General features: G+C 44.7%; 13 protein-coding genes. 8 read left to right on the plus strand and 5 right to left on the minus strand.

Going from position 1 to position 14,380, the window contains the following annotated elements:
- The first annotated feature begins 10 nt into the window (after window positions 1-10).
- From AC060N_RS08020 to AC060N_RS08030, 3 genes are all read left to right on the plus strand, one after another.
- Window positions 11-2,329 carry a GH92 family glycosyl hydrolase gene (locus AC060N_RS08020; protein WP_479526638.1) on the plus strand — a complete coding sequence of 773 codons (2,319 nt, stop codon included), beginning with the start codon at window positions 11-13 and terminating at the stop codon, window positions 2,327-2,329.
- Window positions 2,330-2,339: 10 nt separating this feature from the next.
- Window positions 2,340-4,583 (plus strand): GH92 family glycosyl hydrolase, encoded by a 2,244-nt coding sequence (locus AC060N_RS08025; RefSeq protein ID WP_479526639.1) that lies wholly within the window; start codon window positions 2,340-2,342, stop codon window positions 4,581-4,583.
- A gap of 208 nt (window positions 4,584-4,791) precedes the next feature.
- On the plus strand, window positions 4,792-5,940 hold the full coding sequence (locus tag AC060N_RS08030; RefSeq protein WP_479526640.1) for a lactonase family protein: 1,149 nt from the start codon (window positions 4,792-4,794) through the stop codon (window positions 5,938-5,940).
- A 171-nt stretch (window positions 5,941-6,111) separates the two neighbouring features.
- Here AC060N_RS08030 and AC060N_RS08035 read toward each other — a convergent pair whose 3' ends face one another.
- A complete protein-coding gene (locus AC060N_RS08035) occupies window positions 6,112-6,414 on the minus strand; it encodes an RNA recognition motif domain-containing protein (protein WP_479526641.1) in 303 nt (100 codons plus the stop codon).
- Between the two features lie 315 nt (window positions 6,415-6,729).
- Between AC060N_RS08035 and tal the strand changes: the two genes are divergently transcribed.
- Window positions 6,730-7,686: a transaldolase gene (gene tal, locus AC060N_RS08040; protein ID WP_463231186.1), complete on the plus strand. Its 957-nt coding sequence runs from the start codon at window positions 6,730-6,732 to the stop codon at window positions 7,684-7,686.
- A 271-nt stretch (window positions 7,687-7,957) separates the two neighbouring features.
- Here the strand turns inward: tal and AC060N_RS08045 are convergent, their stop codons facing one another.
- The 3 genes from AC060N_RS08045 to AC060N_RS08055 form a co-directional block, all read right to left on the minus strand.
- Window positions 7,958-8,386: a sll1863 family stress response protein gene (locus tag AC060N_RS08045; protein WP_479526642.1), complete on the minus strand. Its 429-nt coding sequence runs from the start codon at window positions 8,384-8,386 to the stop codon at window positions 7,958-7,960.
- A 246-nt stretch (window positions 8,387-8,632) separates the two neighbouring features.
- On the minus strand, window positions 8,633-8,827 hold the full coding sequence (locus tag AC060N_RS08050; RefSeq protein WP_463231190.1) for a CsbD family protein: 195 nt from the start codon (window positions 8,825-8,827) through the stop codon (window positions 8,633-8,635).
- Window positions 8,828-8,963: 136 nt separating this feature from the next.
- Window positions 8,964-9,578 carry a class I SAM-dependent methyltransferase gene (locus AC060N_RS08055; RefSeq protein ID WP_479526643.1) on the minus strand — a complete coding sequence of 205 codons (615 nt, stop codon included), beginning with the start codon at window positions 9,576-9,578 and terminating at the stop codon, window positions 8,964-8,966.
- 133 nt (window positions 9,579-9,711) lie between these two features.
- Here AC060N_RS08055 and fumC point away from each other — a divergent pair, with 133 nt between their 5' ends.
- Window positions 9,712-11,109, plus strand: coding sequence for a class II fumarate hydratase (gene fumC / locus AC060N_RS08060; protein ID WP_479526644.1), 1,398 nt, complete (start codon window positions 9,712-9,714; stop codon window positions 11,107-11,109).
- A 94-nt stretch (window positions 11,110-11,203) separates the two neighbouring features.
- Here the strand turns inward: fumC and AC060N_RS08065 are convergent, their stop codons facing one another.
- Complete coding sequence (locus AC060N_RS08065) at window positions 11,204-11,803, minus strand: short chain dehydrogenase (protein ID WP_153638764.1); 600 nt, start codon at window positions 11,801-11,803, stop codon at window positions 11,204-11,206.
- A gap of 598 nt (window positions 11,804-12,401) precedes the next feature.
- Between AC060N_RS08065 and AC060N_RS08070 the strand changes: the two genes are divergently transcribed.
- The 3 genes from AC060N_RS08070 (at window position 12,402) to AC060N_RS08080 (ending at window position 14,379) form a co-directional block, all read left to right on the plus strand.
- Complete coding sequence (locus AC060N_RS08070) at window positions 12,402-13,373, plus strand: hypothetical protein (protein ID WP_479526645.1); 972 nt, start codon at window positions 12,402-12,404, stop codon at window positions 13,371-13,373.
- A 146-nt stretch (window positions 13,374-13,519) separates the two neighbouring features.
- Entirely contained in the window at window positions 13,520-13,705 is a 186-nt protein-coding gene (locus AC060N_RS08075) for a hypothetical protein (RefSeq protein ID WP_106543436.1), read from the plus strand.
- Between the two features lie 62 nt (window positions 13,706-13,767).
- Complete coding sequence (locus AC060N_RS08080) at window positions 13,768-14,379, plus strand: RNA polymerase sigma-70 factor (protein ID WP_479526646.1); 612 nt, start codon at window positions 13,768-13,770, stop codon at window positions 14,377-14,379.
- Window position 14,380: the final 1 nt, after the last annotated feature.

Here is a 14,380-nt window from a genome sequence, read left to right on the forward strand (position 1 = left end):
TCCTATGTACATGAGAAAAATTCATTTATTTCTATCGATTGGAATTCTGCTTTTTATCGGGCAGGGATTGAGCTTTGCTTCCGTTCCACCAACATCAACAAAAAAATATACGCAGTATGTCAATCCATTTATTGGAACTGGCTCTGTTGATAGCTTAAGCCTATCGGGAAGTAATTTTCCGGGCGCTTGCGCTCCTTTCGGATTGGTACAGCTTAGCCCTGATACACGAGAATATCCTGACGACCCTTGCAGTGGCTACGATTATAACGACAAAACCATTGTAGGTTTTAGCCATACGCATTTGAGTGGAACTGGTTGTCCTGACCTTTATGATTTTTTGTTCATGCCTTACCAGGGTGATATTCAATGGCAATGTGGGAGCGATGACGGAAAAACAAAAGGATTTCGTTCTGCATTTCGGCATGAGACAGAAAAAGCGTATCCCGGTTACTATAGCGTCGTTCTCGATGACTATCATATTAAGGCAGAGCTGACCGCAACAGAGCATTGCGGAATGCACCGCTACACTTTCTCGAATACCGATCCGGTTCACCTGATGATTGACCTCGATCATTCGCTGGTCAGGAACAGTCCGTATCGCTATTGCAAAATCATCGAAGCCCAGGCCCGTGTGGTCGATTCGAAAACCATCGAAGGATACCGTATTATTTCAGGCTGGGCACCGCTTCGGAAAGTGTATTTCCGGGCCGAATTTTCCCGTCCGTTCGAATCGCACGCTTTTAAAGCCGGAAGAAATATTTTCGAGAATATTCCGGTAGCCAATAATTCCAACCTGAAGTTGGTGCTGAATTTTGATAAGGATAATTCGCAACCGCTATTGGTTAAAGTGGGACTTTCATCAGTATCGGCCGAAGGTGCCCGCGAAAATCTGAAGGCAGAGATAAAAGATTTCAATTTTGATGGTATTGTCGAGCAAACCAACGAAAACTGGAACAAGGAACTTTCCTGTGTTGACGTAGAAGGAACGCCCAAACAGAAGCGGATTTTCTACACCGGCTTATATCATTTGTTTATTCAGCCCAATAACATTGCCGACGTTTCGGGTGATTACCTGGCAACCGACAACAGTATCCGGCATGCGCCTGATGGAAAGCACTACAGTACGTTCTCATTGTGGGACACCTATCGGGCCGCTCATCCTTTTTACTCGCTGGTACAACAGAAGAGAACCGCAGCTTTTATTAATTCTATGCTGCGCCAGTACAAAACGTATGGCTATTTGCCTATCTGGCAATTGTGGGGACAAGAGAATTACTGCATGATTGGTAACCACGCTATTCCGGTTATCGTCGATGCCTTCTTCAAGGGAATTCCGGGAGTTGATTACCAGAAAGCTTATGAAGCTGTGAAGGCATCGTCGACGACTTCGCACCGGAATTCACCATTCAACATTCTGGATAAGTATAGCTATTTCCCGGAAGACTTGCAGACCCAGTCTGTTTCACTAACGCTCGAAATCGCTTACGATGACTGGTGCGTAGCGCAGATGGCAAAGAAACTCGGTCATGAAGACGACTATCAGTTTTTCCTGAATCGCTCCAATGATTATAAAAACCTGTTCGATAAATCGATCGGATTTTTCCGGGCGAAAGACAGCAAGGGAAATTGGATTGAACCGTTTAATCCATTGAAATATGGTGGTAATGGCGGTTTTCCATTCACCGAAGGAAATGCCTGGCAGTATTTGTGGTATGTTCCCCAGGATGTTTATTCGTTTATCGATATGATGGGAGGCGATAAGAAATTTGTTGACAAGCTCGATACCTTCTTTACCCTCAATGCCAAGCCTGGAGATGTTAACGGTAATGCGTCGGGCTTTATCGGGCAGTATGCCCACGGAAATGAGCCGAGTCACCACATTGTCTACTTATACGACTTTGCCGGCGAACCCTGGAAAGCCCAGTTTTACAGTGCCAAAATTCAGAATGAATTGTATACTGATCAACAGTCGGGCTATTCCGGCAATGAAGATTGTGGTCAGATGTCGGCCTGGTACCTGTTCAGTTCGATGGGCTTTTATCCGGTCAATCCGGCCAACAGTGTTTTCTGTTTCGGTTCGCCACAACTGGCAAAAGCCTCCATCAACCTGGCTAGCGGGAAGCAATTTACGGTAACGACAAAAAATGCCGGAGGACAGAACATTTATATCCAGTCTGTCCGGTTGAACGGAAAACCGTATACGCATTCCTATATTACGTATCAGGATATCATCTCCGGTGGTCAACTCGAATTTGTGATGGGGAAACGGCCGAATAAAAAATTTGGAACGGCCCCGAAAGACCGCCCTGTTTCTGTTTTAAGCTACTAAAATGAGTGTGATGAAAATATTGAAAGGCTGGCTAATTGGAATTTTCGTTTTAATGGTTGGATGTGTTGCTCAGGTTCAGGAACAGGGATCTGCAGTCAAATCACCGGTTGATTATGTCAATCCGTATATGGGAAACATCAGTCATATGCTGGTACCCACATATCCTACCATACACCTGCCCAATAGCTTGTTGCGTGTTTATCCTGAGAGGGCCGATTATACGAGTGTCCGGCTCCACGGTTTGCCGCTCGAAGTAACGAGTCATCGTGGTGCTTCGGCGTTTAATCTGAGCCCTTTTCAGGGAAACCCGAAAGATGTCCAACCGGTTGTTTCCTTTTCATACGATCAGGAGAAGATTACACCTTATTCCTATTCGGTTTATCTCGATGAAGCACAAATCGATGTTGATTTTGCCGTGGCGCATCAATCGGCCATGTATGCTTTGAAGTTTGAACAGGAGGAAGCGCCTGGAATAATTTTGAATTCGCTCAATGGCGGAATGAAATGGGACGGGAAAGCGATTTCCGGGTGGCAGCTGATTGGAAACGATACGCGCGTCTTTTTGTATCTCATTCCGGATGAAAGGCCGGAAAAGGTTTCGGTGCTGAAGGACGGCAAAATGCTTACTGCTTCCGATGCATCGGGGAAAAATGCTTGTCTGATACTGAACTTCCCGAAAGGAAAACAAGAATTGCAGTTGCACTATGGGATTTCGTTTATCAGTGCTGAACAGGCTGAGAAAAACATGAACCGTGAAGTGGCCGGGAAAACTATCGCTGAACTTCAGTCACAAGGGCGGAAAGTCTGGAACGATGAGTTGGGAAAGATAGAAATTCAGGGTGGAACGGAAGATGAACGCACCGTTTTCTATACATCGCTGTATCGTTGCTACGAACGTCCCGTTTGTATTTCGGAAGACGGACGTTATTACAGTGCGTTCGATCACCAGGTGCATTCGGATGGTGGACAGCCGTTTTACACCGATGACTGGATTTGGGATTCGTACCGGGCGTTGCATCCGCTTCGGATTTTGGTCAATCCCGAAAGGGAAAACGATATTCTGAATTCATTTGTCTTGATGGCGGAGCAAATGCCGCATATGTGGATGCCGACTTTCCCGGAAATTACAGGCGACAGCCGCCGAATGAATTCCAATCATGGCGTAGCTTCTGTCCTCGACGCTTACCGGAAAGGCCTGCATGGTTTTGATTTGGAAAAGGCTTACGAAGCCTGTAAGAAAGGAATTACGGAGAAAACGTTGGCGCCGTGGTCGGGAAAACCGGCCGGAGCATTATCGGCTTTTTATCAGAAACATGGTTACATCCCCGCGCTGAAGCCGGGCGAAAAGGAGACGATTCCGGAAGTAAATTCGTTCGAGCGTCGGCAAGCTGTAGCAGTTACGTTAGGCACGTCGTATGACGAGTGGTGTTTGTCGCAACTGGCCGATACGCTGGGAAAGGAAGCTGATGCTGCCCGTTTTCTGAAAGCTTCGTTCAATTACCGGAATCTGTACAATCCTGAAACGCAGTTTTTCCATCCGAAAGATGCTGAAGGTAATTTTATCGAGCCGTTTGATTACCGCTTTTCAGGTGGTGTAGGTGTTCGCGATTATTATGACGAAAACAACGGCTGGACTTACAGGTGGGATGTTCAGCACAATATTCCGGACCTGATTAACCTGATGGGTGGGAAAAAAGCGTTTGCTCAAAACCTCGATGCCTTGTTTACTACGCCCATGGGGCGGGGGAAGCGCGAATTTTATACCCAGTTACCGGATCAAACCGGAAACGTGGGGCAGTTTACCATGGCCAACGAGCCATCGCTCCATATTCCTTACCTGTATAATTATGCAGCGGAGCCGTGGAAAACACAAAAGCTGGTTCGCGCTCTTTTACACGAATGGTTTCGAAATGACTTGATGGGCGTTCCCGGCGACGAAGATGGCGGTGGTCTATCCTCGTTTGTGGTGTTTTCATCAATGGGATTTTATCCGGTTACGCCGGGAAAACCTGTCTACAGCATCGGAAGTCCACTGTTTACCGATGTGAAAATTCATCTGGCGAACGGAAAAACATTTGAGCTGGAAGCGAAAAATGCTTCCGATGAAAACAAATATATCCAGTCGGCAACGCTCAATGGAAAACCATTGGACGAACCCGTTCTAAATCATTCGGATTTAATGAACGGCGCCAAACTGGTATTAGTCATGGGCAACCGGGCTAACCGTAATTGGGGTGCTCACCAAAAGCCATAATTATTTTTCAAGCGAAAGCTTGTCCTAATCACCAAAGCTTGATAAAGGACTGTCTTGACAGGGACAGTCCTTTTCTTTTGGATGTCGAGGGAGTAGCCAGTAACCTGCATTTCCTGTTTTTTCAACAGTAAGTAATTTCATCCTTATTCAGACTGAATAGAAGCCGGACAAATTCGCTACCTTTAGACGAATTTTAAATGCTGAATCCATGAAGAAAAATATCTTTCTCCTGTTAATGGCCGGTGTGGCTGTTTTCGCTGGACCCATGAAGGGCGTGGCTCAGGAAAACTCAAAATCAGGTATGATGTTTTATATCGGAACTTACACTGACGGGAGCGATAGTAAAGGAATTTATCGCTGTGAGCTTGACCCGAAAACGGGACAACTGGAGAACTACGCATTGGCCGGAGTTTCAGTTAATCCATCTTTTGTTACGTTAACACCTGATGGTAATTACCTGCTGGCTGTTCAGGAAAAAAATACGGCAGTCGGGAATACCCAGGGTTATATCGAATCTTTTGCGGTAGATCAAACTACCGGTAATCTGGAAGCTATCAATAAAGAACCCAGCGGCGGTGCGGATCCCTGTTTTGTGAGTGTAAATCCGGAAGGTTTTGCATTAACGGCTAACTATTCCAGCGGAAGCGTGGGGCTTTTTCAATTGGATGGAGACGGAACGATAAGCAAGGCGCTGGATGTTAGTCAGCACGAGGGGCATGGTCCCAATGTAAACCGTCAGAAAGGACCGCATGCGCACAGTTCGTATTTCGGGCCCGATGGAAAACGAATCTTCGCTGCCGATTTGGGAACTGACGACGTGTATGTTTACAGCCTCGATGCCGATAAAGGGAAACTGGTGCCATATAAAATGCCAAAAATTCCGATGGCTCCGGGGGCGGGGCCACGTCACATTGCTTTTGGTCCCAACGGACAGAATATGTACGTGATTAGCGAAATGGGATGTACGGTTACCCGCGTGGCAATGAAACCGGATGGCACCTTTGCTGTAAAAGAATCGGTTTCCACGTTGCCCAAAGACTACGATGGTGAAAACACCTGCGCCGAAGTGGAAGTTTCGCCGGATGGCAAATACCTTTATGCTTCCAATCGCGGATTGGACAACATCGTTATTTTTTCGATTAATCCGGAAAACGGGAAGTTGACGGAAAAAGGAACCGAATCGGTGAGAGGAAAGACACCACGGAATTTTACATTGTCTCCCGATGGTAAATTCCTGTTAGTTGCCAATCAGAACAGCGACAACATTGTGGCATTCCACCGTAATCCGGAAACGGGTATGCTTACCTATACCAGCGAAATTAATGCGCCAAAACCGGTTTGCCTTCTATTCCGGTAAACCGAAGTTAAATAAGATCACAAAAGGCTGAACAATTGAATGTTCAGCCTTTTTGTTTTCTAACCTGTCGTTTGTTATTAATCAATAAATTTGAATGCGTTCAATGGAAAGCCCATAATGCCCGCATTCGGCGCCAATATAAGGAAAATTGTACTGAATACAAGCGAAACCTCAGTGACGCGGACGGAAATGACCCCTTTGTTCATAACCTCCGGAACGGCGGGGACGGGCTTTTTTCTCGGTAGCCAGGTTGACAATCACTTTTCGCCCGTTAATCTCAGAGCCATTCAATGATTGGACGGCCTGTTCACCTTCCTCGTCATTAGGCATTTCAATAAAACCAAAGCCTTTGCTACGACCGGAAAACTTGTCCATAATGATCTTCACGGAATCAACCGCACCATAAGCTTCAAAAACACTTCGTAATTCATCTTCGGTTACATCGTACTGAAGACTGCCAACATAAATATTCATTTCATGGTAGTTTTAGTTAGACGTCGTATAAGTTACGGAGTTTTATGCTTTATACACCATAATTACCAAAAGTTTATGTGTAGAAAACAGGCAGACAAAATCAGATGCGATAAAAGTCATGCTCGTTGCCGGATGAATCAACTAGTTTTAAAACGAACTGATTGATGGCGTTTTTGTGGGCATTCCGGGTTGCAGGTGGTTTTGAGATCCTGAATTGCCGGGAGAACGAACTCAATGGAGGCTACATCTGTTGTAGATTATAAAAGCCGAAAGGCACAAATGAGAGATTGTCGTATTAAAAAAAATAGATACCAAATGAATTTACTGGAACAATTAAAAAAAGTAACAACCGTTGTAGCCGATACCGGAGACTTTGAATCGATGAAAGAGTTTAAGCCGCAGGATACGACGACCAATCCGTCGTTGATACTGGCAGCTACCGAAGATTCGAAGTACGATTCACTCATACAGGATGCCGTAAAATATGCAAAAGAGCATGGCGGCAGCAAGGAAGAACAGTTGACCACCTGCATGGATAAGCTGTCGGTAAATTTTGGCCGGGAAATCCTGAAGATTGTCCCCGGTCGTGTTTCCACGGAAGTGGATGCCCGCTTATCCTTTGACACCGCAGCAACGATTGAGAAAGCCCGCACCCTGATTCGTTTGTACGACGAGGTGGGTATTAGCAAAGAAAAGGTACTGATTAAAATTGCATCGACGTGGGAAGGAATTGAAGCGGCCCGCATATTGGAGCAGGAAGGAATTCATTGTAACCTGACCCTGCTGTTCAGTATGCCGCAGGCCATTGCCTGTGCCGATGCCGGTGTAACACTGGTTTCTCCTTTTGTGGGAAGGATTTACGACTGGTACAAAAAGGACCGGGGTGTGGATGATATTCCGGTAGAGGAAGATCCCGGTGTAGAGAGTGTGACCGATATTTTTACGTATTTCAAGAAATTTGGGTATCCGACCGAAATCATGGGAGCCAGTTTTCGCAAAGCGGAACAGATTATCGAGTTGGCGGGTTGTGATTTGCTGACTATTTCGCCTAAGTTGCTGAAGGAACTGGGAAGCAAAGAAGGAACCCTCGAACGGAAACTTCGTCCGGAAGATGCGAAAGATGCCGATATTGAAAAGATAACGCTGGACGAGAAATCTTTCCGCTGGATGCTGAACGAAGATGCCATGGGAACAGAAAAACTGGCTGAAGGTATTCGGAAGTTCAGTGCCGATATCGTTAAACTGGAGAAGAAAGTATCTGCCTTACTGTAATATGCTTCAACAGATCATATAAATGAACCGGGTGGAAATAACCATCCGGTTTTTTTGTTTTATTGGGCTTTGGTGGTGAGTTTCTTCGTGTCCATTGTGTAAAACTTAGCGTCCTTCGTGGTAAAAAATTCCTCGCAAATGGCGCAAAGGTTATCGCAAAGCCCACAAGAGGATTTCCACTGATGGCCACGGATTATCATAGAAAAGCCGGAATGAGCTTGGCTGCATTCCGGCTAACTGATCGCTTTTTTCGCTGTTTGCGTTTTCTGAATTACTTGTCGTTATCGAAGAATTCCTTGACGCTTTGGTTCAGATTATTCATATCCTGGTTAAACTGTGTCTTGAACTCTTCCCATTGTTCTTTGGTTTTATCGTTCAATTGATCTAAATCCGACTGCAGTTTATCGCGTTGTGTTTCCAGATTCTTCAAAGCTTCCTCTTTATCTTCGGATAGTTTATCTGATTGGTTGTCCATCTTGGCTTTAAGTTGGTCGATCTTCTGATTGGTCTGATCGAGCAATTTCTGGGCTTGGCTTTTCAAGTCAGCTTTCTTCTGTTCCAGGGTTTGATTCATCGATTGTGTAACATCTTTCATCTCCTGTTTCACATCGTTGTTATCGTCTTTTTTCGGCTTTTGCTTGCAGGCCGATACCGAGCCAATCATCAGGATCAGCAATGCATAAATGGTAATACGTTTCATGTTTTATCCTCCTGTTTAACGTTTTGTTTCTGAATGAGCATTCTTCGTTACCACGATTGTTAATCACCAGTCTTTTTCCCGTAAGGGAATTCCCGGCAACGGTTTAAATGCAATTATTGAGGGGGAATAAAAACCGGAATTTGGTCTTTCTGTTCTGCAGGATAGCATCGGTGGGATTCCTGCTTTCCGGCGTGTAAATATATAAATTTGTTCGGAATGCTCCGGCGGGGAACCGGAGAAAATTCCTTACAAATCTTCAATCTCTTTTCTGATTTCGGCTGCTATTTCTTCTTTTGTTTTGTTTAATTTCTTCTGCAGGCGCCCCAGTAACTCATCTTCTTTGCCTTCCACAAAGCTTAAATCATCATCGGTTAAATCGCCATACTTCTGTTTCAGTTTTCCTTTTAATTCGTTCCAGTTTCCTGTAATCTTTAAATCCATAATTTTATCCTTTCTGTTATTTGTTTCGATCTTCTATTAATCCTGACAAATAACACGGCGAATTGTTTAGTGTTTTTGCGCTTTTCTGTGGACAGATAATCAAAAACATAGCTCAATGAAAAGCTATCCTGACATCCTAGCCTGCCTTTTCAGCGATGAGCGAAAAAAGCGGAAACTTTTGTGAATGACCGTCCCGTTTTCTCTCCAGCTCGTAGAAGATTTCGTAATGTACCGGGTTCATTACATGTTCCTCCAGCAGCCCCGACAGTTTATCCTTGTCAAAGCCCTTGTGTCCGGTAAATCCACTACCGTGAAAACTGCCGTCTTCTTTTACCAAATCACCAATACACAACTTTCCGCCGGGTTTCAGCAATCGATGGAACACCTGCAAAATATCCGGCAGCGAATCGATGTGGTGCATGGTCATCAAGGTATAAATGGCGTCGAACGGGCCAATATCCGGTAATGTTTCCAGTAAATCGACGTTCAGTGGAAAGAAGTGGGAGAGATGTTCTTTCGCTATCTTCTCTTTCAGTACGTCAATCATGCCTTCTGAACTATCGACCAATACGATGGTGTCGAATGCTTCCTTTAACTGGTAGCTAAGTAAACCGGTTCCGGCTCCGAATTCCAGGGCACTCATTTCCGGTTTGGGGTGTACCTGTTCAATGATTGTTTTTGCGAAAGCGGTAGCTCTTTCTGTTTTTATCGGGTCGTCGTCCCACGTGCGGGCGCGTTCATCAAATGACATGATTCTATTCTTTTTAAATGTTTTTGACAACTGGTTTATTCAACGATTGCCACTCCGGTTTGTTCAGTAAATACAAGTTCATGTCGTACGAAATTCGCCGGAAGACAAAAGTCCGGTGCAAAATATACAGAAAATGGAAAAGTTCAGAACAGAAACCGATTCAATGGGCGAAATTCAGGTTCCCGCCGAACATTATTGGGGAGCCCAAACCCAACGTTCATTTCAAAATTTTCAAATCGGAACCCAGCGTTTCCAATGGCCTTCGCCGATTATCCGTGCACTGGGGATTGTAAAGAAGGCTGCAGCGCAGGCAAATGAGGAACTCGGTGAGTTACCGTCAGATATTGCCGGCAATATTATGGCTGCCGCCGAAGAAGTGATCACCGGCCGGATGGATAGTGAGTTTCCATTGGTGGTCTTTCAAACCGGTTCGGGAACGCAATCGAATATGAATGCTAACGAGGTAATTTCCAATCGTGCTATCGAAATGATGGGCGGCGAAATGGGAAGCAAGAAACCGGTTCATCCCAACGACCATGTCAACCGCAGCCAGTCGTCGAACGACACATTTCCAACGGCCATGCACATTGCGTTGGTTGAAGAGTTGCACAAGCGCCTTTTTACTTCGGTTGAGTTGCTGCGAAAAACACTGGCTGATAAATCGGACCTGTATCAATCGATTGTGAAAACCGGACGCACGCACTTGCAGGATGCCACGCCGTTAACGGTAGGACAGGAGATGAGCGGTTGGGTGGCCCAGCTCGATTTCGCTATGGAAGGCATTCGCGCCTCGCTTCCCGGATTATACGATCTGGCTATCGGAGGAACAGCGGTGGGAACCGGGTTGAATACCCATCCGCAGTTTGCCATGCGGGCCGTGCATTTTATCTCCGAAATTACCGGGCATCCTTTCCGTAATGCGCCCAACAAGTTCTTCGCCCTCTCAGCACACGACGCGCTGGTTCAGACATCGGCAGCCCTGCGCACACTGGCCGGGGCATTGATGAAAATTGCCAACGATGTGCGCTGGCTGTCATCCGGCCCGCGTTGTGGTATTGGCGAATATAATATTCCGGCTAACGAGCCCGGTTCATCTATCATGCCTGGGAAGGTGAACCCTACCCAAAGCGAAGCATTGACCATGGTTTGTGCCCAGGTATTTGGTAACGATGCCACGGTCGCTTTCGCGGGAAGCCAGGGAAATTTCCAGCTGAATGTGTACAAGCCGGTGATGGCGCACAACGTATTGGAAAATATCACACTGCTCGCAGATGCCTGTCGCTCATTCAATGAACATTGCGCGGTGGGAATCGAGCCGAACTTGCCAAGGATTAACGAGAATATCCAAAAGAACCTGATGCTGGTTACGGCACTAAACCGCCACATTGGATACGATAAGGCGGCCCGGATTGCTAAGAAAGCCCACGCGGAAGGGAAGACCTTACGGGAAGCCGCACTGGAATTGAAATACGTATCGGAAGAGGAATTCGACCAGTGGGTCATTCCACTGGAGATGACGCACCCGCATTAATAAGAAAAAAAAAGCCTCGTCAGGAAATTCTCCCGGCGAGGCTATTTTATAATATCAGTGTAGGGTCAGGACATGTCCTGACCTTTCAAAATCATTAGTACAAACGGATAACTTCTCCCGTAACGTATCCTTCTACACTACGAAGATAACCGCTGACGGTCCGTTTCATGGTGACCGGCAGATGACCGGGGAAGAGGTGTCCCTGTCGTTCGGCGGCATCTTCCACCAGGCCCGGAGCGACGACATTGATGCGCAGGCCGCGTTTCAGTTCCCGTGCAGTGGCTATTACAAAGCTGTGAATACCTCCGTTCACCATCGAAGCTCCTACCGAGCCTTTCACCGGGTCTTCGCCCAGAATCCCGGTCGTTAGGGTAAACGAGCCATTATCTTTCAGGTAGCGTTGTCCGATGCGCACCAGGTTCACTTGTCCCATCAGTTTATTGCGGATGCTGATGTAAAAGTCTTCTTCCGTCAGGTCCTCGAAATTGCCCCATTTGGTGGCGCCGGCAATGGAAATAACGGCATCCAGGTTGGGAACATCCTGAAACATCTTCTCGATAGAGCCCTCGGAGGCTAAATCCACGTTGACATCTCCGCTTTTTCGCCCGGCTACAACTACTTCGTGCCGTTTCTTCAATTCTGCTGTTACTTTATTGCCAATGGTACCGTTACCACCGATAATCAATATTTTCATTGTGTTATTTCCTTTTTGAGCCGGGTAATATGTTCCGGCATGTGTTTGCAAAAGGTAAACGGTTGATTCGTTATTTGGTTTGATGGGGCATGGAAAAGAAAAGGAATTGCTCCTCAGATATTACATTCTCTCAGAATAAAATATTCCTGAAATGTTAATGACTCGTGGAGAGTCATATGTTGTTAGGCAACAAAAGGGCGGTGTTTATTCGACCCCGGCCGGGGTCGTACGGAAAAGAGACAGGGCTTTTATTCTAACAATATACCATCCCGGCGGGATGGTATTACGGGGCGAGCAAATTCATCTGTTGTAGTAGGGGCATGACTCTGCAATGGTATACTAATATGCTGCATACAGATGAGCTCAAATCTTTCTACTGTTCTCTTTCCATCTTTCTACTTAGAAAGGTGGATCACTTCTAAGTAGAAGTTTTTAAAAAGAACAGTAGAAGTTTCTGAACTTACACGTAGAAGTTTTCAATAGCATAAAAATAACCGTATTTATCGGGAATTTTCGTTTGCAATATCAAGCATTGAAATGCTCCAATTTCTTGTTCTCCCGCCGGGGCTGTTCATAAATAGGTGAGAGGCTAAAACACTTGGAAGCTAAAATTTTGCTATTTTCAGAAGTAGAAAACCTGACTTATGAAACAATAGACTTCACTGGTTTTAGTAAAATGATAAAACAAAGGAGAAATATAATATTCGTTTTTTTATTGTTGTCTATCAACCTATCAGCGCAAGTTCGGTATGATACCATTCCCCGAGATGATGAGGCTGTAATTGGTGGGTGGTCTGAAAAATTGCCTGTTTTTAAAGATTTTTTGGGCCAGATGTCAACTTATTTTTCAAAAGTCGATTGGGAAGATCTTGATTGTTACGGCAAGAAGGTTTATGTGTCGACGACTTTTGGGAAAGACGGAAAGCTGAAAGACACAAGAGTCCTGAGAGCAGTGAATCCGGCTTGTGATTCAATGGCATTTTATTTTGTAAAAGGACTAAAAGAATGGCTGCCGGGGTCACACCGAGGAAGGTATGTTGATATTTCTTTCGTTTTTCCTATTAGGTTCGATAGCACGTTTAACGACAGAAAGTCGGGTTCCTCATTCTTTCTTGATGCAACGGAAGAAGAATATGCAAAGAGGAAAGCTTATTTTGACTTTGTTTATTCGAACGAATATGGACAAGAGATTATCGGTGACTTTGAGCTTTTCAGGAATTACTTGGCCGAAGTTTTGAGCGATAGTCAGCACGTTTACATTTTTACTGATTACAAACTCCCAAGAAAAGAAGGAATCGAGTTACGGTTTAAATCTCCTGAAAATAAGGATTTACACCTATTGGTAATAGACCTGGAAAAAGAAAAGAGGCTTTACGATTATCGTTTGCGGAAAGGAAAAGTGCGTATACCCAAGGAGAAGCAAATATTTCTTCTGTTCTATCAAGAGAGAACTCCTCCATTGCTTCAAACCGGGATAATGTATGCAAAAGATGATACAACCATCAATTTGAAATTAGAGCACTATACAAAAGGACTATTATTGGATGAAATAAAGGAAATTCAGCAATGATATATAGCCGCATCTCATTACCAAAGATTACTATTGATTTTACGAATTCATGATAATGTATTCCTGAATAATTCTCTATCTTGTCAATACTTATAGTTGTCAGATTAATAAATATAAGCTTGTACCAACACTAAAACCAAATAACCATGAGCAAGAAAAGTCGAAGCAATAATTCAGCCGGGGGAGCCGTGTATGGACTGGGCTTTATTGGAGCAGCCATCTACTTCATTTCCGTTGCCACCAGTTTCTGGATGGGCGTTCTGGGATTCTTAAAAGCCATTGTTTGGCCGGCTTTTCTTGTTTATGAGGCGTTTAAATTTTTTGCCAAGTAAAGTTGTCTGTCGTTGGGAATCGATAGTTAAAAACTCATTTCTTTCTCAATTGCCGTTTGTAAATGCGAATTGCATTTATCATATTTGATAGTAACAATTCTGACCCATTGCCAACTAACACACTTTTCAACGATATTCGTCTGGGCGATAAAAAAGCTTTCGATAAGCTGTTCCTGGTTTATTACGGGGAACTATGTCGTTTTGCCTATACGTTTGCTAAAGATTTCGATCACTCGGAAGAGATTGTTCAACGCATGTTTGTCAGAATCTGGGAGAATCGCAGAAAGCTGATTGAACCGGAGAGTGAGAAATCCTATCTCTACAAAGCAGTTTATAACGAATATTTGAAGCACCGGAGAAGCGAGGACGTTCGAAAACAATACCACCTCAGTTATATTTTAAATAAAAATGATGATGAGGAGGAAACAGAGTCATACCAACAGGTACTTCCATTACTGAATAAAGCGATAGATATGCTGCCGGAGAAATGCCGGCAAATTTTTGTATTGAACAAACTGGAAGGCCTTACCCAGAAAGAGATTGCTGAGTATTTGAATATCTCAGTAAAAACCGTCGAGAACCAGGTCGCCATAGCCGTTTCCAAATTACGGGAAGAGTTGAAACCCTACCTTCATTTATTGCCGGCTACATTGCTTTTTATCGTTTTTCATTAAA

The sequence above is a fragment of the Prolixibacter sp. DSM 2831 genome (assembly GCF_056493735.1).

Coding starts and splice junctions, on each gene's coding strand:
- AC060N_RS08080 (WP_479526646.1), top strand. CDS start 13,768: ATGCGAATTGCATTTATCATATTTGATAGTAACAATTCTGACCCATTG.
- AC060N_RS08050 (WP_463231190.1), bottom strand. CDS start 8,827: ATGGATTTAAAGATTACAGGAAACTGGAACGAATTAAAAGGAAAACTG.
- tal (WP_463231186.1), top strand. CDS start 6,730: ATGAATTTACTGGAACAATTAAAAAAAGTAACAACCGTTGTAGCCGAT.
- AC060N_RS08025 (WP_479526639.1), top strand. CDS start 2,340: ATGAAAATATTGAAAGGCTGGCTAATTGGAATTTTCGTTTTAATGGTT.
- fumC (WP_479526644.1), top strand. CDS start 9,712: ATGGAAAAGTTCAGAACAGAAACCGATTCAATGGGCGAAATTCAGGTT.
- AC060N_RS08020 (WP_479526638.1), top strand. CDS start 11: ATGAGAAAAATTCATTTATTTCTATCGATTGGAATTCTGCTTTTTATC.
- AC060N_RS08035 (WP_479526641.1), bottom strand. CDS start 6,414: ATGAATATTTATGTTGGCAGTCTTCAGTACGATGTAACCGAAGATGAA.
- AC060N_RS08055 (WP_479526643.1), bottom strand. CDS start 9,578: ATGTCATTTGATGAACGCGCCCGCACGTGGGACGACGACCCGATAAAA.
- AC060N_RS08030 (WP_479526640.1), top strand. CDS start 4,792: ATGAAGAAAAATATCTTTCTCCTGTTAATGGCCGGTGTGGCTGTTTTC.
- AC060N_RS08075 (WP_106543436.1), top strand. CDS start 13,520: ATGAGCAAGAAAAGTCGAAGCAATAATTCAGCCGGGGGAGCCGTGTAT.
- AC060N_RS08065 (WP_153638764.1), bottom strand. CDS start 11,803: ATGAAAATATTGATTATCGGTGGTAACGGTACCATTGGCAATAAAGTA.
- AC060N_RS08045 (WP_479526642.1), bottom strand. CDS start 8,386: ATGAAACGTATTACCATTTATGCATTGCTGATCCTGATGATTGGCTCG.